13 protein-coding genes and 1 riboswitch are annotated in these 20,381 nt (G+C 48.8%); of the genes, 12 read left to right on the top strand and 1 reads right to left on the bottom strand.

Features of this window, described 5'->3' with window-relative positions; all coding sequences use genetic code 11:
• Positions 1-22 precede the first annotated feature (22 nt).
• The 9 genes from LQE92_RS00690 to LQE92_RS00650 all read left to right on the top strand — a co-directional run bounded on the left by LQE92_RS00690 (position 23) and on the right by LQE92_RS00650 (position 15,541).
• Positions 23-955 carry an ATP-binding protein gene (locus tag LQE92_RS00690; RefSeq protein WP_231061095.1) on the top strand — a complete coding sequence of 311 codons (933 nt, stop codon included), beginning with the start codon at positions 23-25 and terminating at the stop codon, positions 953-955.
• A complete protein-coding gene (locus LQE92_RS00685) occupies positions 942-1,967 on the top strand; it encodes a radical SAM/SPASM domain-containing protein (protein ID WP_231061094.1) in 1,026 nt (341 codons plus the stop codon). The genes LQE92_RS00690 and LQE92_RS00685 overlap by 14 nt, the downstream gene beginning before the upstream one ends.
• Entirely contained in the window at positions 1,960-5,436 is a 3,477-nt protein-coding gene (locus tag LQE92_RS00680; protein ID WP_231061093.1) for a cobaltochelatase subunit CobN, read from the top strand. The genes LQE92_RS00685 and LQE92_RS00680 overlap by 8 nt, the downstream gene beginning before the upstream one ends.
• Positions 5,437-5,451: 15 nt before the next feature.
• Positions 5,452-6,336: an energy-coupling factor transporter transmembrane component T gene (locus LQE92_RS00675; RefSeq protein WP_231061092.1), complete on the top strand. Its 885-nt coding sequence runs from the start codon at positions 5,452-5,454 to the stop codon at positions 6,334-6,336.
• Positions 6,309-8,000 carry an ABC transporter ATP-binding protein gene (locus LQE92_RS00670; protein ID WP_231061091.1) on the top strand — a complete coding sequence of 564 codons (1,692 nt, stop codon included), beginning with the start codon at positions 6,309-6,311 and terminating at the stop codon, positions 7,998-8,000. Before LQE92_RS00675 ends, LQE92_RS00670 begins: the two co-directional genes overlap by 28 nt.
• Entirely contained in the window at positions 7,967-8,902 is a 936-nt protein-coding gene (locus tag LQE92_RS00665; protein WP_231061090.1) for an ECF transporter S component, read from the top strand. The genes LQE92_RS00670 and LQE92_RS00665 overlap by 34 nt, the downstream gene beginning before the upstream one ends.
• Positions 8,903-8,917: 15 nt before the next feature.
• Complete coding sequence (locus LQE92_RS00660) at positions 8,918-10,402, top strand: DUF4430 domain-containing protein (RefSeq protein ID WP_231061089.1); 1,485 nt, start codon at positions 8,918-8,920, stop codon at positions 10,400-10,402.
• A gap of 80 nt (positions 10,403-10,482) precedes the next feature.
• Complete coding sequence (locus tag LQE92_RS00655) at positions 10,483-11,349, top strand: AraC family transcriptional regulator (protein ID WP_231061088.1); 867 nt, start codon at positions 10,483-10,485, stop codon at positions 11,347-11,349.
• An 8-nt stretch (positions 11,350-11,357) separates the two neighbouring features.
• Positions 11,358-11,534, top strand: a riboswitch (cobalamin riboswitch).
• A gap of 101 nt (positions 11,535-11,635) precedes the next feature.
• Complete coding sequence (locus LQE92_RS00650) at positions 11,636-15,541, top strand: cadherin-like beta sandwich domain-containing protein (protein ID WP_231061087.1); 3,906 nt, start codon at positions 11,636-11,638, stop codon at positions 15,539-15,541.
• Positions 15,542-15,600: 59 nt separating this feature from the next.
• On the opposite strand, the gene LQE92_RS00645 is transcribed toward LQE92_RS00650, so the two are convergent.
• Positions 15,601-16,821: a ribose-phosphate pyrophosphokinase gene (locus LQE92_RS00645; RefSeq protein ID WP_231061086.1), complete on the bottom strand. Its 1,221-nt coding sequence runs from the start codon at positions 16,819-16,821 to the stop codon at positions 15,601-15,603.
• A gap of 187 nt (positions 16,822-17,008) precedes the next feature.
• Here LQE92_RS00645 and LQE92_RS00640 point away from each other — a divergent pair, with 187 nt between their 5' ends.
• Genes LQE92_RS00640 through plsY form a run of 3 tightly spaced genes read left to right on the top strand, consistent with a single transcriptional unit; the run spans position 17,009 to position 20,341 of the window.
• Complete coding sequence (locus LQE92_RS00640) at positions 17,009-18,385, top strand: DUF512 domain-containing protein (protein ID WP_231061085.1); 1,377 nt, start codon at positions 17,009-17,011, stop codon at positions 18,383-18,385.
• A complete protein-coding gene (gene der / locus LQE92_RS00635) occupies positions 18,378-19,703 on the top strand; it encodes a ribosome biogenesis GTPase Der (RefSeq protein ID WP_231061084.1) in 1,326 nt (441 codons plus the stop codon). Before LQE92_RS00640 ends, der begins: the two co-directional genes overlap by 8 nt.
• Positions 19,704-19,705: 2 nt before the next feature.
• On the top strand, positions 19,706-20,341 hold the full coding sequence (gene plsY / locus LQE92_RS00630) for a glycerol-3-phosphate 1-O-acyltransferase PlsY (RefSeq protein WP_231061083.1): 636 nt from the start codon (positions 19,706-19,708) through the stop codon (positions 20,339-20,341).
• Positions 20,342-20,381: the final 40 nt, after the last annotated feature.

The raw sequence follows: 20,381 nt of genomic DNA, 5'->3' as shown, positions 1-20,381 counted from the left end.
GGCCGGGAAAGAGGACATTGTGGTGACAGAGTATAATTATCCCTTTTCTGCCATTGTAGGACAGGAAGATATGAAGACGGCGCTTCTTCTAAACGCCATTAATCCCAGATTGGGAGGAGTCCTGATACGGGGAGAGAAAGGGACAGCGAAATCCACCGCTGTCAGGGCGCTTGCGTCTCTGATGCCGGAAATGAAGGTGGTGAATCTGCCGGTAGGCGTCACAGAGGACAGAGTAGTAGGAACGCTTAGTCTGGAAAGCGCCATACAAGAAGGAACGCGGAGATTTGAGCCGGGGCTTTTGGCAGAAGCGGATCAGAACCTTTTGTACATAGATGAGATCAATCTTCTGGACGATCATATTGTAGATCTGCTCCTGGATGCGGCGGCGATGGGAGTCAACCGGGTAGAACGGGAGGGAATCTCCTACAGTCATCCATCCCGGTTCGTCCTCGTTGGGACTATGAATCCGGAAGAGGGACAGCTTCGTCCTCAGCTTTTGGATAGGTTTGGCCTGGCAACGGACGTGACAGGTGAACGAGAGACGTCAGAGCGGGTAGAAGTGATATCCAGAAGACTGGACTTTGAGGAAGATCCGGAATCGTTTCTTGAGAGATACCGGGCAGAGGAGGAAAAACTCACAGCGCGGATTTTAAAGGCAAAGAAACTGCTTTACAAGGTTTCTTATTCAAAAGATATTCTGATGCTGGCTGCCCAGATCGGGATTTCCCTGCATGTGGACGGACACAGAGCGGATATCTGTATGGTGAATACCGCCAGGACACTGGCTGCGTGGGAGGGACGGACGGAAGTGATCAGAGAAGACATCCGAAAGGCCGCTTCTTATGTACTGCCGCATCGGATGCACAAACGTCCTTTTTCCGATGAGGTTCTGGACTGGGAGGAGCTTGACCGGCTGTGTTCCGGAGAAGACGGCGGCCGTCATGAAAAAGAATAAAATGCTTCTGGTCCTGTGGGTGACGGGCAGATGCAATCTTCAATGTATGTACTGTTATGCCAGTGCGGGAAGTGAACTGAGCCAATGCCGGGACATGCCGGTGAAAACCGCAATGGCTGCCATAGCAAGATTTGCGGACGCACCGCTGATCATCCAGTTTACCGGCGGAGAACCGCTTCTTGGATGGGAGACGATTTGTGAGGTGGTGCGGAATGTGGAGGAGCAGGGGATAGACGCAGAATTCCGGCTTCAGACGAATGGCACGCTTTTGGAAAGAAAACAGGCCGAGTTTATCAAAGAACATGCCATATCAATTGGAATCAGCCTGGATGGAGTCCCGGAGGTCAATGAGCTCCTGAGGGGAAAAACGGCTGACGTCGTCCGGGGTATCAGGCTGCTCGCAGAACATGGGATCAGGGTTAATATAAATGCGGTGGTAACAGCCATGAATGTAAAAGAACTTCCCAGACTGGTTGATTTTTGCTGGTATTTGGGATCGGTGAACGGGATTGGCCTGGATCTTTTTCGGTCTGCCGGAAGGGGGCGGCCGGCCTTTGGCAAACTTCGTATTGCTCCTTCTCAGATTGAAGAGGTTCTTCCGGCCATGCAGAACAGATGCGACCAATTGAGAACAATATCCGGAAGGAGCATAGTGCTCAGGGAAGTGGAAGAGGCTCGGAGAAGAATGACCTTCGGAAAGAAGCTGCCGTACTGTTATGCCGGCTGCGGAAGAGCAGCCGCTCTGCTTCCGGACGGCAGCTGTTATCCTTGCGGCTCCCTGGCGGGAGAAAGAGATTATTTTATGGGAAATATCCTGGGAAATATTTCTCTGAAAAAGCTGGACGAAGAGAAAAAGCTGGAGAAACTCCGGAAGAAGGAGTGTCTTTTATGCCGGTATGAAAGGTATTGTCCGGAGGGGTGCCCATCCCGTGTGATACTGAATGGTGAGCAGGAAGTGGACTGCAGCCTCAGAAAGACAGCATTTCAGATTGTGGAGAACTCAGATGTTTAAACTGGTATTGATTCATCAAAGTGATGAGAGGGCGTATCATTTCCTGAAAGCCGAAAAGGAGCTGGCCCCGTCCCTAAAGGGGAAAATAGAATTTCATTCTTTTGATGCCTGGCAGGTAGGAAAAGGAGGAGCGGATAACAAACAGCTCCTGAATGCGGTGGAGGAAGCCGATTTCCTGGTTCTGCTTTTGCATGGAGGGCTCGCATGGTTTCCTGAATTCTCAGAATTAGAAGAAGAGATCTGTCACAAAAAACCGTTCTTCTTTCATTCGGAGATGGAAGAAGAGGTCTGCCAGATGCAGGAGAAAAGCGGCCTGCTTCCAGAAGAGCATCAAAAAATCGCGGAGTATTATGAACTGGGAGGGACCGAAAACTTTCAGAATCTGATCGCTTATCTGCTCCGGGAATTCGGTGATACAGAAGTTTCTTTTGAAGAACCTGTTCCTGCGTATCGGGAAGGGATATGGAAGGTTCTGGAGTGTGAAGAACAAAGCGTCCTGCAGGAGGCTGATGCGTTTGAGGGCCCAGTGATCGGGATTTTGGTGCACTATCTGAACGCGCTGAATGACGACACGGCCCATGCGGCTATGCTATTAGAGGAGATCAGGAAACGCGGAGGTTTTCCTCTGCCTGTGGTGAGTACGATGCAGCCTATGGAAAGGACAGAGGGTCTTTCCGGGATAATCAGGCGGTACCTGAAAAGAGATGACGGAAGCGTAAGAATACAGGGACTTATCGTCACCACGGGTTTTTCTATGACCATGCTCGCCGCTCCTGGAAAAGGAAGAGAGGATGCCTGTGAAAGTGTATTTGCCAGTTTGGGAGTCCCGGTATTTCAGGCGATGACCACTTATTTTTCCTATGAAAAGTGGGAAGGGTCCGCACAGGGCATGGATGCTATGACGATGTGTTCCAATATTTATGAGCCGGAATTGGATGGGCAGATCATCACCTCTGTGATTGGATGTACGGAAATCCAGGAAACGGAATACGGGAAAATGAATCGTATCGTGCCGGTTCCGGACCGGATAGAGTGGCTGGCGGGATTAGCGGTAAACTGGGGGCTTCTGAGCCTTATGAGATCATCTGAAAAAAGAGTGGCGATTCTTTTGCATAATATGCCGCCGAGAATGGATATGCTTGGCTGCGCTTATGGACTTGACACGCCGGAGTCCGTTTTTCAAATGGTGGAAGTGCTTAAAAGAGAAGGACTGACCCTTGACAGGGAATGGGAAAACGGGCAGGAGGTCATCCGTGAACTGACAGAAGGACTGACAAACGAATTTGGATATCTTTCGAAAGAGCAGATAAAAGAAAAAAGCGTGGATCTTATATCAGAGGAAGAATACGCCGGCTGGTTTGACGGTCTTCCGACTTCCGTGCAGGAGGAAATGGAGCGGGTATGGGGAAAGGCGCCCGGAGCTTTCATGACTCTGGAGAAGAAAATCCTGATTCCCGGAATTCGAAACGGTAATCTGTTCATCGGAATCCAGCCGTCCAGAGAATCAGCAGAAAAAGCAGAGGAAGTGTATCATTCCATGGAACACCCGTGTCCTCATCAATATCTGGGATATTACCATTGGATAAAAGAGGTGTTTGGTGCAAATCTCATTTACCATGTGGGCGCTCATGGCACTGCGGAATGGCTCCCCGGGAAATCAGTGGGCTTATCTGCCTCCTGTTACCCGTCCATTGTATTGGATGAGCTTCCCCATGCGTATCCATATATCATGAATCTGCCGGGAGAAGGGACACAGGCTAAGCGCAGGGCTTCGGCCGTATTGATCAGCCATATGGTTCCCGCCATGAAAGAAAGCGGGATCTACGGTGATATGGAGGTTCTGGAGGATAAGCTTGAGCAGTATGAAAATGCCATGAAATTTGATAAAAGCCAGGAGAGGGGACTCTTGGAGGAAATCATAAAAGTAGCCGGAGGTTCTTTACATCTCCTGTCGGAAGAAGAAATCCGGAGCTTTTTTGATGAATCAGACACCATAGTAAATAAACTGCACAGCAGGCTGGAAGAGATACGCTATTCTCAGATAAGGGACGGACTGCATGTGCTGGGAAAGATTCCGGAAAAAGAACGGATGGACCATTTACTGGATTTTTTGGAGCTGGGCGGAGGAAATCGAAGAGACTTAAAAGAAAAAGTCCTCAGGATCCCGGAAGAGCTGGATGCAGTGGTAAATGCTTTTCACGGTAGATTTATAAAACCCGGTGCGTCCGGGTGTCCGAGCCGCGGGGCTTATGAAGCGCTTCCCACCGGCAGGAATTTCTACGGTGTCCATCCCTTCCAGATACCGACGAGGGAGGCATGGAGATCAGGAGAGAGTCTGGCCAGGCAGCTCCTCCATAAAACGGCCTCTGATTTGGGAAAGATGCCGGAAGCAGTTACGATAGTCGTATATTCCGGGGAAACCATGAAGACTTACGGAACTACGATCGCGGAGGTCCTTTATCTTTACGGGGTAAGGCCCAAATGGTTTCCGAAGCATGACAGAGTCTGCGGAGTAGAGGTCATCCCTGCAGCAGAACTGGATCATCCCCGCTTTGACGTCACACTGCGGGTAAGCGGTCTGTTCCGGGATAATTTTCCGAATTTGATGGAGCTTCTGGATGAAGCGGTGAACCTTGCAGCTTCCGAAGAAGAGCCGGATGAATTTAATTACATAAGAAAACATATTAACCGCGATATCAGGAAACTTATTAGACAGGGGATGGAACAGGAGCAGGCGAGAAAGCAGGCATCTGCCCGAATTTTCAGCTGTCCTCCCGGACAATATGGAGCCGGCATCAATCTGCTTATCTCCAGCGGGAAGTGGGACGGGCGGAAAGAGCTGGGAGACGCCTATCTGGCCTGGAGCGCTTTTGCATATGGACAGGGACGCGAGGGGATACAAATGGCGGATTCTTTTGTCGACCGTATGAAAGACAGTCAGGTGGTCCTGAAAAATCTTTCTTCTGTGGAGGAGGATCTGTTGGACAGTGATGATTTTTATAATTATTTTGGAGGCGCTGTTGCCGCGGCAGAGGCGGCCGGCGGCAGCGCGGTATCCTATACGGTTTCATTCAGCGACGGAAAAGAGGAGCAGATACGCACCACAAAAGAAGAGCTGGAACGGCTGGTCAGAACGAAGTTATTAAATCCTTCCTGGATCCAGGGGCTTATGGAGCACGGTTACAGAGGCGCACAGGAAATGTCTGCCATGTTTGATATCGCCTTTGGCTGGGATGCATCGACAGGGAATATCGACGGATGGGTATACGAAGGGCTGGTGCAGACCTACCTGGCGGATGAGACACTGAAAGAATGGATAAAGGAACAGAATCCATGGGCCGTGCATAATATGAGCGGACGTCTTCTGGAAGCTTATGGGCGCGGAATGTGGGATGCGGATGAAAAAAGCCTTATGCTTGCCCGGGATATATATCTGGAGATGGAAGGAAGCCTGGAGGATATGGGATAGAGAGGAGGAAAAGCTATGGATACATTTGAAGGATACCATCCGGTCGTGAACTTCACTTATTTTTTAATGGTGCTTCTGATTACGATGTTCTCCATGCATCCGCTTTTTTTGGCCATGACGTTTCTGGTATCTTTTCTTTATTCCTTCATGCTGGAAGGCGGAAAAGCGGTAAAGCGGAATCTCTGTTTCCTGATACCGATCGTGCTGCTGGCGGTTCTTTTGAACCCTCTTTTTACTCAGAGAGGACAGACCATTCTTTTTTATCTCAACGATGCCGCGGTGACCATGGAAGCAGTTGCCTTCGGAGCGGCGGCGGCCATTATGTTCACCAGTATGATCATCTGGTTTTCCTGTTTCAGCTGTGTCATGAATACGGATAAATTCATATATCTGTTCGGGAGTATCATACCGTCTGTCGGCTTGGTCTTATCCATGTGTTTCCGTTTTATCCCTCTTTTAAAAAGAAGGTTCCGCGAAATTTCTCAGGGGCAAAAGTATCTTGGGCGGAATTTTACCGGTCAGAAACTGTTTCGGAGAGTGAGGCAGCTGGGCAAAGAGATATCCATATTGATCGCCTGGTCTTTGGAGGCGGGAATTGAAACATCTGATTCTATGGAAGCCAGAGGATATGGACTGAAAGGGAGGAGCAACTACAGTATCTTTCGCTTTGACAGGCGGGACGCGCTCATGCTCTCTTCTATAGCTGTTCTTTCTGGAATCGTAATCTATGGATGTTTCCAGAAGGTCAATTCCATCTTGTATTATCCAAGAATTGTTTTCCGAGAGACAACGGCGTTTTCTGCTGTTGTATATATAGCTTATGGTATTTTTCTGCTGCTTCCCATTTACATAGAACTGCAGGGAGAGATAAAATGGAAACATTTGTATTCAAAGATGTGAATTTCTGCTATCCGGGCAGAGAGAAAAAGGCTCTTGATAAAATGAGTTTTTCCATCGGGGAGTCCCAATTCGTTTTAATATGCGGAAAATCAGGATGCGGGAAGAGCACTCTCCTGCGTCATATGAAAAAAAGCCTGATTCCATATGGAGAAGGAGAAGGAGAGATTTATTACTGCGGACAAGATTTTATGCACCTGGATGATCGGAGAGACGCGGAAGAGATTGGATTTGTAGGACAAGATCCGGAAAATCAGATCGTCACCGACAAGGTCTGGCATGAGATGGCTTTCGGCCTGGAGAATCTGGGACTGTCTACAAATTCCATCCGCAGGAGAGTCTCCGAAATGGCGTGCTATTTTGGAATCCAGTCCTGGTTTCGAAAAAATACGAGCGAACTCTCAGGCGGGCAGAAGCAGCTTTTAAATCTGGCCTCTGTGATGGCTATGTATCCTAAAGTAATCGTTTTAGACGAGCCAACGGCACAGCTTGACCCGATTGCCGCCTTGGAATTCCTGGAAACCCTGAGAAAGATAAACCGGGATCTCGGCATTACGATCGTGATTTCTGAGCACCGCCTGGAGGAAGTGTTTCCAATGGCGGACAAGGTCATGGTCATGGAAGAAGGGAGGCTTTGCTTTTGGGGGACTCCCAGGGAGACAGGCGCTTATTTAAGCGGCGGAAAATGCCGCCATGAAATGTTTCTGGGGCTTCCGGCCCCTATGAAAATATATGCGGATGTGGACGGAGGGGGTGATTATCCTCTGACTATCCGGGAGGGAAGACTATGGCTGTCAAAGGTTTTTCCGAAAATCATGTTGAAGTCGCTTCCAGAATCGGAAGAAGAGCCCGGTGAAGACAGGGAAAAAGCAGTTACGATCAAGAATGCCTGGTTCCGTTACGAGAGAAATTCGGAAGATGTGGTGAGAGACTTATCTCTTTCCATAGAGACGGGGGAGTTTTTCTGCCTGCTCGGCGGCAACGGCGCAGGAAAGAGCACAACGCTCGGTATTGTATCCGGGGTGAACAAGCCATGGAGAGGCGCAATACGGATTTTAGGAAAGCCGCTGGAAAAATACAAGGGAAATGAACTGTTTACAAACTGCCTGGGGGTCCTGCCGCAAAATCCGGCGTCTGTTTTTACAGAGATCACGGCAGAGGAAGAGCTTTATGAAGCGCTCTACTATGACCCTGTGCCCAAAGAGGAAAAGCTTTTGCGAATTCAGCAGATGATGCAGAAAATGCAGCTTGGCGGCATGGAACAGGCTCATCCCTACGATCTGTCCGGCGGAGAGAAACAGAGGCTCGCTCTTGGAAAGATACTCCTCAGGGAGCCTAAGATACTGCTTTTGGATGAGCCGACGAAAGGGCTGGACCCTTTTTTCAAGACAATATTGGCAGATATATTGAGGGAGCTGAAAAACCAGGGAGTCACGATTTTTATGGTGACCCACGACATTGAGTTCTGCGGGGAATATGCAGATCGGTGTGCAATGTTCTTTGACGGAGGGATATCGGCGATAGATACACCTCATGAATTTTTCGGCGGAAATAATTTTTATACGACAGCGGCAAACCGGATGTCCAGGCATCTATTTGAACGGGCGATTACTTATAGGGAAGTGGTGGAGTTATGTGGCAGAAATATACAGAAAAACAATTCCTGAAATTAAGGCGTAAACGGATTTTTGTCTCAGCAGCTGTGATTTTTGTCCTGATACCGCTCACCATTTTTGTTGGGATCGAATTTCTGGAGGACAGAAGTTTTCTATTTATCAGTCTGCTGATCATCTTTTATATCATGGCGCCTTTTTTCATGATGTTTGAGGGAAGGAAGCCAAGGGCGAGAGAGATTGTCCTCGTGGCTATGATGACGGCCCTCACCGCCCTCGGAAACATGATATGCTATATTACGATACCATTCCAGGCGGGGACCGCCATGGCGATTGTTTCCGGGATTTCTCTGGGGCCTGAGGCAGGCTTCCTTGTGGGAGCGCTGGCGCGGTTTGTATGTAATTTTTTTCTGGGGCAGGGACCATGGACCCCATGGCAGATGTTTTGCTGGGGGATTCTCGGGTTTTTGGCGGGAGTGGTGTTCAACAAAAAAGATCTGGATAAATTGAACAGCCGGAGTTTCCAGGTGATAGCCGGACCAATCACAGGAGTTGTTTTTGCTGTTTTGGCGGCCTGGCTCGAATGGCGGATAAGTGGTGACGGTATCTTCATGGGCTGGCGGCTGTATGTCTTCGGCGCGGTCGGATTGATCGCCGGATATTTGATACAAAGGAAGCGGATGCCGGTGGATGATTTGACTTTGTCCGTATATGGGTTCCTCACGACCTTTATCATTTACGGCGGTATCATGAATATTTCGGCGCTGGTATTCAATAGTTATGTCTCGGCTTCCGGGCTGGATATAAACTGGGAGTCTTTAAAGATATTATATATTTCCGGCGTCCCATATGATTTCACCCATGCTCTGGGGAGCGCCTTTTTCCTGTTTGTTTTTGGAGAAAAGGTGATTCGGAAAGTAGAACGTGTAAAGATCAAGTATGGAATCTACCGATGAAAGAGAGGAGAAAATATGAAAGAGAATAAAGTGAGAAAAATCATATTGGGTATCTTGTTTGTCGTGATCGTGGCCGGGATCGTACTGCATTTTTCCATTAAAGGCCCGGATATTAAGAGCAAGATTTCCAAACAGGTATCCATCGGGCGGGAGCTTGTGAACACGGCTGATAAAGGGAACGATAACGGGCAGTATTCGGAATACACGGTAAAATCATTTTCGGAAAAAGTGGAGGCTGCCGCTGCCGTGATGGCGGACAGAAAAGCCTCTGAGGATGATTCTAAAAAAGCATTGGAACAAATTAAATCTGATATAGAGGATTTTAAAAAGGCGAAAAACGAAAATTCCATTTCTGCGGCAGATATTCAGGCCCTTATAGATGAGGGAGGGATGAAAGAACACACGGAAGAGGTATCCGAGGATCTTCAGGCAGAATGGAGGATTGAAGGAAACAATCTGGATGTGGCGGCTCCTGTCAACCTGGATATCAAAGAAGACGGCGTATATACGGCCAATCTGTACCAGCAGATTTCGGACAGCTATGGGGCGGAGAGAGTTTGCAATTTTTCCCTTCGTCACGATGGAAAGCTTCCGGGAAAAGCGACGCTTGTTCTGAAAGGAGATTTCAGTCAGAAGGAAAATTATCTGGCCTGCAGATATGACGGAGAAGCAAAGGGAATCGAGGAGCTGGAGGTTTCTCTAAAGGACGGATCTCTGGAACTTGACGTGGAACAGGGCGGGGATTATGTTATTCTCCGGGGTGAAGAAAAAGAGCTGGTAAATCACGGAAATACGAATACTGGTACGAAGGGCACCGATTCATCGGAAGCTTCAAAAGGAACATCTGGAGAAAGCGGTTCCGAGGCGTCGGAAAGTACGTCATCACAGGAAGAGACAAAAGAGGGAACTGTTCCCTCTGGCGCGCAGGGCGAAGAAAATACGGTCTCTGGGGGGAATCCCAGTTCCGGCGGCGGCGCGGAAAATACGGAAGGGAATACGTCTGGGAATCAGGGCGGAAATTCCCAGACGGCTCCGACTCAGCCTGCGGCGGCTCAGCCCGCACCAACCCAGACTGCGACGGAGCCGGAAGAAATAACCCGTACCTGTATCATAGAAATCCGCTGCGATACCGTTTTGAACAATATGGATCAGCTGACAGAAGGTTTAGAGGGGTATATCCCCGGCAATGGTGTGATCTTATCCGCTTCCGAGGTGGAGCTTTATGAAGGAGAGACCGTATTTGACGTCCTGAAACGGACGACAAGGGAAACCGGGATCAAACTGGAATTCCGGAACGACGGCGTACATGGAGCCGGCTACATTGTAGGCATCAACCATCTGAATGAATTTGACTGCGGGGAAGGCAGCGGATGGATGTATACGGTCAACGGATGGTTCCCCAACTACGGATGTGCAAAATATGTTCTGGAAGACAATGATGTCATTCAGTGGATCTATACCTGTGACCTGGGAAGGGATATCGGCGGGCATTACTGGTAAATTCCGGTGAAACCGCAATTCCGGATTAGAAAACCGGAGAAGGTATGTGCTATAGTGAAGAAAGTGCAGGAGGAATAGCAGTGGGGTGCACAGATATGATGAAAGAATGCCGGGACTATATTGACAGCCATCTGGAGTCAGAGCTGTCAGCTATGGAGCTGGCAAAGCGGTATCATTATTCTTATTATCATTTCTGCCGGATTTTCCAGATTTCAAACGGTATGTCTTTAGCCTCTTATATACGGGAAAAACGGCTGGAGCTGGCGGCAGAAAAGGTGAAAAAAGGAACCGGTATATTTGAAGCGGCTTTGGAAGTGGGATTTGAAACACCCAGCGGTTTCGTAAAGGCATTTAAAAAGAAATTCGGTTGTACGCCCACAGAATATTTGAAAATGCAGGCCTGCGGTATAGGAGGGGTACAAATGGAAGAACCCAAATTTGTAGAGTTAGGACCGATTCGTGTATTGGGACACAGCTGTGGGTCTGATAAAAAAGAGCTTGACGGTGCTCAGGACGGGGCGTACTGGTTTCGGGAGAAAGGCTCCGGGGAGAAACAAAAACATCATCATGGACATATGGATGAGAACACGGTGAAAATTGGTTTATGGCTGAAGGAGCCGGATGCTCAGGGTAATTTGTCCTATTTTTTCGGTAAAAAACTAGAAGCAGATCAGACTGGTCCGGAAGGATTGGATGTGATTACGATTCCTGCAGCGGAGTATGCGGTATTTACGACAAGACCGCTGGACACGACCCTGGAAGAGGGGCATAAAGCTTTTGCGGAGAGCATCCGGGAGACCTGGAAATACATATATGAGGATTGGCTAGAGACCAGCGGCTATGACCTGGATGAAGAAGGCTATGATTTTGAGTATTACGATGCCAGATGTAAGGATAAACACGCTTCCTGCATGGATATTTATATACCCGTGAGAAAACATAAATAGAAGCAGAAAATGAAATTCGCAATGGCGGTTGTATGTTACATTAATAGGGAACACGGTGAAAAACCGGGACAGCCCCCGCTACTGTAAGAGGGATGAACGTCTGCATAAGTCACTGGGAGACCGGGAAGACGCAGATCAGTAAAGGGAACTCGAGTCAGGAGACCTGCCGGCATTGCAATGGGTGACTTTTCGGGAGGGAAGGTCTGGGTTTATTAAAGCTGTTTTAAATCCAGATGTACCGGATGGTCATCTGGATTTTAATTTCTGCCAAAAGAAGGAGAAAAAGATGAGAAGGATAAGCAAGATCAAAAAACAAGTACTATCTTTAGTGCTGTCGTTTCTTCTCCTGGCCGGCACAGTCCCGATGAATTCGCTGGCTGCCAGTGAAGAAGCGTCATCAACTGTTTCAGGCGATCCGAAAGAAACGGTTGTTTCGACGGGGGAAATCGAAACGACGGCCGGAGAGGAAACAAAGATTGAGGAGACTACGGAGGCCAAGACGGAGAGTACTCCCGGGGATACCATTCCGGAAACCTCCGAGGAAACGACTGCGGCGGAAAATTCCGCAATGAAAGCGGCTGAGGAAAGGATAAGTTTATACTCCGGTGTTTCTTTGGCACAGCTGACCAGTCTGATGCTTGGCAACAGCACCAGCATTACCGAGAGCAACAAACTTCCACTGGACAAAGAATTTGACAGCAGTGTCTTGGAATACGGCTGCACGGTCTACCGTTATACAAACAGAAACCTTTATATCAAGGTGAATGCGGAGAATGCTCAGACCATTGAGGCTTCTTATGTCCCTTACGGATCTGATTCGGCGTCTTCTGTCGTTTTGACAGCCGGAAACAGCCGGGGCGTGGTACTTTCCAACCTGCTGAAGAACGGCTCAAATGTTCTTACACTGAAGCTGACAGACGCAGATGGGAATGAAAAGGAGTATCAGGTAACCGTAAACTGGAAGCCCGCTTTGAGCGCGCTGAATGTATACACCCAGGATATGAGCACTGCCACTCTGAGTCCCAAATTCAATTACAGCACCACAGAATACGAAGTTGTGGTTCCTTCATCGGACACTTCCATGACGATTGGGGCGATTCAGAGATCTGCGGACGGGGATGTTCAGCAGCTGACAGTAAATGGCGTTCTCAGTGATCCGGATGTGGAAGGCGGGAATGTAACAGTCGCTCTGCCGGATGAAGATACGTTCACCATACCTGTTGTTGCGAAGGATACGACAGGTGGCACGGAGACGTCGACTGCATATAATCTGAAGGTGACAAAATCTTACGATGTTACCTTCCAGCCTGACCCAGTGTTTGCTTCTGTAACCGTGTTCAATTCCGACAGTGCGGAAATGGCGCCGGTGAACGGTGTCTACACTCTTCCAGCCGGCAGCTACACCTATAAGATAACGGCGAGTGGCTATCAGGATCTGGAAAAGAGCTTGAGCGTCGGAAAGGGACAGGCAGTCAATATCCAGGAAAGCCTGGTAAAAGCGGCGGATTACAGCGACGTTTCATATGTGGAGAACATGATTTCCTTTATCGGAGGCGTTACCTTAAGACTAAGTAAACCTAAGATCGATGCGGCAAGAGAAGCCTATAACAGACTGGCGGAATCGGAAAAGCCGAAGGTGAGCAACTATGATGTGCTGACAGAAGCGGAGCATTATTATAACCAGCTTCTGGCCAAGACAGAGAATCCTTCTCCTGAGGATGTTTTAAACTGGAATCAGTTCCTTGGCAATGAGGATCTAAAGGGTATTTCAGATGCGAAGACGCCTCAGACCGGAGATGAACTGACAGAAAAATGGAAAATCCAGGCAACGGGCGGAAACACGATGATGCAGCACGTCAGTGCGCCTGCATATTACAATGACTATGTATACTACACGTCCGATAACAAGGTCCGGAAGGTAAACCCGGAAACCGGTGTGATCGAGGCTGAAAATGATGTGCCCAAGAGCATGATGCTTCTTCCTCAGGTGACTTGCGCGGATGGAAAAGTATTTGCAATGAGCATTGATGACAACAATAAAACCCGTGTGCGTGTATTTAATGCGGATACCTTGGAGTTCCTTTATCAGACAGTTGCATTGAGCGGGGCTCAGATCGAGACGCCGATCATGTATCATGACGGATATTTCTATTTTGCATCTTACGGAAAAGGAGATTACTATGCCTTTATCGCAACGGATGAAAAGCTTGACTATGATATCAGTCCGGAATGGTCAGTAGGTGCTCTGCCCACTTCCAACCAGGGCTTTTTGTGGGGCGGCGCGGAGTTCGTCGGTGATTATGCGTATTTCGGCGATACAGACGGCAGACTATTTGCTGTGAACTCCAAAACGGGAGAAATAGTGGATACTTTAATGCTGGACGGATATCAGGTACAGTCGACTCCGAATTATTATGAAAAGAACCAGCGCCTTTATGTGACGCTTGCCATGAACAGCGGCGCGATCCTTTCCATCAAAATGAACGCGGACGGCACCTTTAACAGAGAATCGGAGAAATGGTTCAAATCGGATATTGCGGGAGCCGGCATCAAATCCTCTCCAGTCATCTATAATGACAGATTATATGTGTGCGGCGGCGGCGGACACGGCGGCAGCGGCGAACCCTTCCGTGTTATCGATGCCAATACCATGACGGAGATTTACCGGATTGATGAGATTGCCTCAAAGGGAACACCGGTACTTTCCACCGCATATGCAACAGAAGCAAATAACCACAAGGTCTATCTTTATGTGGTGCCCTATGCGCCGGAGGGAGCCGTTTCCGACCGGGTTTCCAACATGTATATCATTCAGGACAGTGTAGGACAGACGACCCCAATCTACGAGAAGGTGGAAAACATAGGCGTGGGTCAGTATTGTTCCCAGAGCATGACCATCGGCAGCAACGGTTTGATCTATTATTATAACGATGCCAATTACCTTTATGCATATGGTCTGGATGATCTGGCGTCCAGAATCATTACCGGCGCGGATGTGGACCAGCAGATTAAACGTCAGCCGGAAGTGAATGAATATAAGTTTTACAATGATGCGGAGATAAGAAGGATCAAATCCCGGTATGACGCGCTGAGCGACAGTGAAAAGGCGGTGGTGACACAGTATCAGAAGCTTCTTGACATCATGGCTATTTCTTCCATGGATCCGGCAGAACGGATGAATAACGGGATAGCGGCGATTCCGTCGATAGACGATATCACCCTGAACGACAGGGATATGATCGAGAACCTGTACCAGGGTTACCAATTGATGGAGGAAGCTGACAAAGAGCGGGTCATCGGCTACAGTATTCTGGAAGCGGCCTATGCACAGATTCCGATTCTGGAGCGGAAGGTGATCACCGACGCGATCGTGGCGGATATTGAAAAGCTGCCCGCAGAAGCGGATATCCTGACGACGGATAAGGATGGAATCTATTCACTTTTAGAGAGAGTGAATGCGCTTGGAGATGACACATCTGCCATTACGAACCTTTCCCGACTCACCTCGGCGAAAGCACGTGTGGACCAGGTCATCAAACAGAGAAGCGATGTGGACGCTCTCATAAATGAGACCCTTCCCGGAGTGACCATAACTTTGGAAAACCGCGGGCTCATCGATGCGGTCGACAAAGCGGCAGAGGGACTGAATAAAAAGGACCTGATGAACCTGGAAAGCTACGAATATTATGTAAGCCCTGCAAAGGTAAAGCTCATCAATGAGCTGATCGAGCAGAATAAGCTGGGAAATCAGCTGGAGATCAACAAAGATAACATCGGTACTCTGCAGTCCCTTTTAGATGAGATCAGGCGGCTTCATGACGGTGTGCTGGAGGACGACGAGAAATATCTGGAGAATTACAGCGCCGTATCCGTTGTTCAGGCTAAGATCGATGCCTTCCAAGAAGAGGAAGACAAAAAGGACGATAACAAGCAGGACGATAATAAACAGGATGACAATAAGCAGGACGGAAATGAAACGAATAATGGAGGCGACTCCAAAAATGACGGAAAGACGCCGGGAGGCGCTGCTAAAACAGCCGGTGGGAATACAAAGACGGCGGGAGGAGCGACAAAGACTCTTTCAAACGGCAATGTAAAGACTGGAGATGAATCCAATGCGGCATGGCTGATATTTGTTATGTCTGCGGCGGCAGCTCTTTTGGCAGTCAGCAGGAAAAAGAAGAGTATTTAAAACATAAAAAAGAGGTCATGTCCCTGATGGAATATGGCCCCTTTTTAAAAGTACTGTATTTATTTAAAGTTGAGCTCAAACTGCCGGAATTGTTCTTCACGGGTCCGGTTGTATTTCGCGATCAGCTTTTGAATCTTTTCGGTAGGATCGATGATCGTGTTCAGAGACTGGTCATGGTTGATAGTGTTGATGATGGCAGCGGTAAATTTGGACATATCTGCCTCCAGATACCAGTCGCGAGCTAAAAGTTCGTCCGGACGGTAGTTCAGGTTTGTGGTGACCACGTAGTCGAAATAGCCGCGGCTGTGGAATTCGTCGAATTTATCAAAGCCGTCTGTGAACAGACCGAAGGTACAGCAGATGATTACCTTGTCCGCGTGGCGGTCCTTCAGCTCCTTGGCAGTGTCCAGCATGCTTTCACCCGAGGAGATCATATCATCGATGATGATCACGGTCTTTCCCGCCACATCAGCACCCAGAAATTCATGGGCTACGATAGGGTTTCTGCCGTTGATGACCGTAGAATAATCACGGCGTTTATAGAACATCCCCATATTGACGCCCAGGTTGTTGGCAAAATATACGGCGCGCCCCATGGCTCCCTCATCCGGGCTGATGACCATTAAGTGATCCTTGTCAATGATCAGATCATGGTCTTTTTGAAACACCGCCTTGATGAACTGATAAGGCGGCATGAAATTGTCAAATCCATGCAGCGGGATAGCATTTTGTACTCTGGGATCGTGGGCATCAAAGGTGATGATATTTGCCACGCCCATATTGGATAACTCCTCCAGTGCGCAGGCGCAGTCCAATGATTCCCGTTTGCTGCGTTTATGCTGACGTCCTTCATACAGGAAAGGCATGACTACATTCACACGGTGGGCGTTGGCGATGGATGCGCCGATGATTCGTTTTAAATCCTGATAGTGGTCGTCTGGAGACATGAAGTTCTGGTGGCCGCAGACGGTATAAGTGAGGCTGTAGTTGACCACATCGACCATGATGAAAAGATCGGTGCCTCTCACAGATTCGTGAATGAGACCTTTCCCTTCCCCAGTGCCAAATCTGGGGCAGGAAGCGTTCAGCAGATAAGAATTGCAGTCATAGCCGCGGTATTCGATGCTGGCCTTACGGCTCAGCAGCTCTTCCGTATCGTTTTTTCGGAAGGTCACGATATGCCGGTTGACCTTCTCCGCAAAGGAACGGCAGCTTTCCAGAGCGCAGAGCTTAAGCGGTGCTACAGGTATCGTATTTTTAAAAGCGTAATCGTTGGACATGGGAATCCTCCAGTAATGATATATCCTTGTGCAGTGGCAGAACAGAAACCTCCCGCTCATATCCACCCATACAATTTATAACATTTCTTGCGCCTTTTCGCAAGTACAAAAGAAGCAAATCCTTTACAAAGGAGGCAAATATTGTTATGATAGGAAAGGTGCGGAAGGTCCGCCCAGGAGTGTGATTATGAAAAAAGAAGGACATGTCATCACCCGTGTGCATCCCGATTCCGCAGCGGAAGATCTGGGGCTTGCCCCCGGAGATGTCCTGTTGGAAATAAACGGGCACAGGATTGAAGATATTTTTGATTATCAGTATTATATGGAAGATACGTATGTGGAACTTCTTGTGAAAAAGCCGGACGGGGAGGAATGGCTTTTGGAAATCGAGAAGGACGAGGATGAAGACTTGGGGGCTGAGTTTGAAAACGGCCTGATGGATGAATACCGCTCCTGCAGAAATAAGTGTATGTTCTGCTTCATTGACCAGATGCCTGCCGGGATGCGGGACACGCTGTACTTTAAAGACGATGACAGCCGCCTTTCCTTTCTGCAGGGGAATTATGTCACGCTCACCAATATGAGCGACCACGATATAGACCGTATCATCGCCTATCATCTGGGTCCGATCAACATTTCCATTCATACCATGGAACCGGAGCTTCGCTGCCGGATGCTCCATAACCGGTTCGCCGGGGAGGCTCTTGCGAAAATCCGCCGGCTTTCGGATGCTGGTATTGAGATGAACGGGCAGATTGTACTTTGCAGAGGAATCAATGACAGAAAGCATCTTGATTATACCATTGAGGCTCTGGAAAAATATCTGCCTCATATGAAAAGCGTATCGGTAGTCCCGGTGGGACTTACCCGGTACAGAAAATCCCTATTTCCTTTGGAATCTCTGACAAAAGAAGATATGGAGGATACCGTCCGCCGTGTTGAAGCGTGGCAGAACTATTATTTTGAACGCTGCGGAAGTCATTTTATCCATGCCAGTGATGAGTTCTATCTGATGACGGGGAGGGAGCTTCCCGAGGAAGCGCGCTATGACGGATATCTGCAGCTTGAAAATGGAGTGGGGATGCTCAGGCTTCTTTTAGAAGAAGTGGAGGAAGCTCTTTCGGCGGCAGCAGAGAGGGAGGCGGAAGTACAGGCGGTGTCCATCGCAACCGGATGCCTGGCCGCTCCTTTTATAGAAAAGCTTGCAGGCCGGGTACGGGCACGGTGTAAAGGACCTGAAGTCCGTATATACGCCATAGAGAACCGGTTTTTTGGAGAAAAGATCACCGTATCAGGGCTGATCACGGGAACTGATCTGATGGAACAGTTAAAGGGAAAGGACCTGGGAAACAGGCTCCTCCTCCCGGTGAATATGCTCCGGAGCGGAGAGAACGTTTTTCTGGATGATATCACCGTGGAGCAGGTAGAGACGGCTCTGCAGACGAGAGTAGTTATTGTAAAATCCAGTGGGCAGGAGTTTGTAGATGCCCTGACAGGAGCCTGCGGGACTGGTGAAACGGCCGTATATCAGGCATATGAATTAAAGGAGAATCCAGATGAGTAAACCAATCGTGGCCATTGTAGGCCGCCCCAACGTGGGGAAATCCACTCTGTTCAATGTACTGGCAGGGGAGATGATCTCCATTGTAAAAGATACGCCGGGAGTCACCCGTGATAGAATCTACGCGGACTGCACCTGGCTGAACAGCAGATTTACCTTAATCGATACAGGAGGCATAGAGCCGGATACCAAAGATATCATATTGTCCCAGATGCGGGAACAGGCGGAAATCGCCATCGCTACGGCAGATGTGATCATCTTTATTACCGATGTCCGCCAGGGGCTGGTGGATTCCGATGCGAAGGTGGCGGATATGCTGCGCCGCTCTGGAAAACCGGTGGTGCTCGTCGTCAACAAGGTGGACAGCTTTTCAAAATTTATGCCTGATGTCTATGAATTTTATAATTTGGGAATTGGGGATCCAGTTCCTGTTTCAGCTGCTTCCAGGCTGGGGATTGGAGATCTCCTGGACGAAGTCGTAAAGCATTTTGACATACAGGAGGGAGACGATGAGGACGATGACAGGCCAAGGGTTGCCATCGTGGGAAAACCAAATGTGGGGAAATCCTCGATCATCAACAAGCTTCTGGGAGAGAATCGGGTAATCGTATCCGATATCGCGGGAACTACGAGAGATGCCATTGATACGGTCATAAAACGAAATGGGACGGAATATGTGTTCATTGATACGGCAGGTCTCCGGAGGAAGAGTAAAATAAAGGAAGAACTGGAACGCTACAGTATCATCCGTACCGTCACGGCGGTGGAAAGGGCCGATGTGGTGGTCCTGGTCATCGATGCTACTGAGGGTGTGACGGAGCAGGATGCCAAGATTGCCGGCATTGCCCATGAGAGGGGAAAGGGAATCATCATCACCGTCAATAAATGGGATGCCATAGAGAAAAATAATAAGACGGTCAATGAGTTTTCCGCGAAGATCCGGGAGATTCTTTCTTTTATGCCTTATGCGGATATCATATATATTTCCGCCCTTTCCGGCCAGCGTCTGCCGAAGCTGTTTGATCATATTGATGTAGTCATAGAAAATCAGAACCTGAGAATTTCAACGGGAGTCTTAAATGAGATCTTGATGGAAGCCGTGGCCATGCAGCAGCCTCCGTCAGATAAGGGGCATCGCCTGAAGATCTATTATATGACACAGGTGGCCGTAAAGCCTCCGACCTTTGTCCTCTTTGTGAACGACAAGGAACTGATGCATTTTTCATATACCAGATATCTGGAAAACAAAATCCGGGAGGCCTTCGGCTTCGGCGGAACGTCCCTCCGGTTCATCACCAGGGAAAGGAAGGACAAGGAGTAATCATGGAACGTCTTATTTGTCTTGCGGCCGGCTACGCTTTTGGCCTTATTCAGACCGGCTATATCTACGGAAAGATCATACACAAGGATATCAGACAGTATGGGAGCGGAAATGCCGGGACTACCAACGCTCTGCGGGTGCTGGGGAAAAAGGCCGGAGCAGTCGTATTTTTGGGCGATTTTCTGAAAGCCATCGTCCTCTGTCTCCTGGTACGCTTTCTCTATGGAAAGACACAGCCGGAAATGGCGCCTCTTCTGATGTTATATGGAGGGCTTGGCGTCGTGCTGGGGCATAACTATCCTTTTTATCTGCATTTTAAAGGCGGAAAGGGAATTGCCGCCACGTCGGGCGTGATCATCAGTATGGACTGGAGGATCACCCTGGTTTGTCTCTTAGCTTTTATCATCAGCGTGGCGGCGACCAGAATCGTCTCCGTCGGCTCTCTGCTGGTGGTCAGCATATTCCTGGCTATGTGGATCGGATTCGGACTCTTTGGGCTTCTGCCGCTGACAGGAGCGTATCTGACGGAGTCCTATATCGTTGTTCTAGTGTTCGCCGCTTTGGCCTATTGGCGCCACCGTGCCAATATCAAGCGGCTGCTGCATGGGACGGAAAATAAATTCGGTTCCAAGAAATAAGAATTTAGAATGAAAGAGGACCAGACGGTTCTGAAGGAGA

It is taken from the genome of Lientehia hominis, from assembly GCF_021044755.1.
Taxonomy (GTDB): Bacteria; Bacillota; Clostridia; order Lachnospirales; family Lachnospiraceae; genus Lientehia; species Lientehia hominis.
The sequence above is the reverse complement of the archived record's forward strand: the minus strand, read 5'-3'. Positions and strand labels throughout refer to the sequence as shown.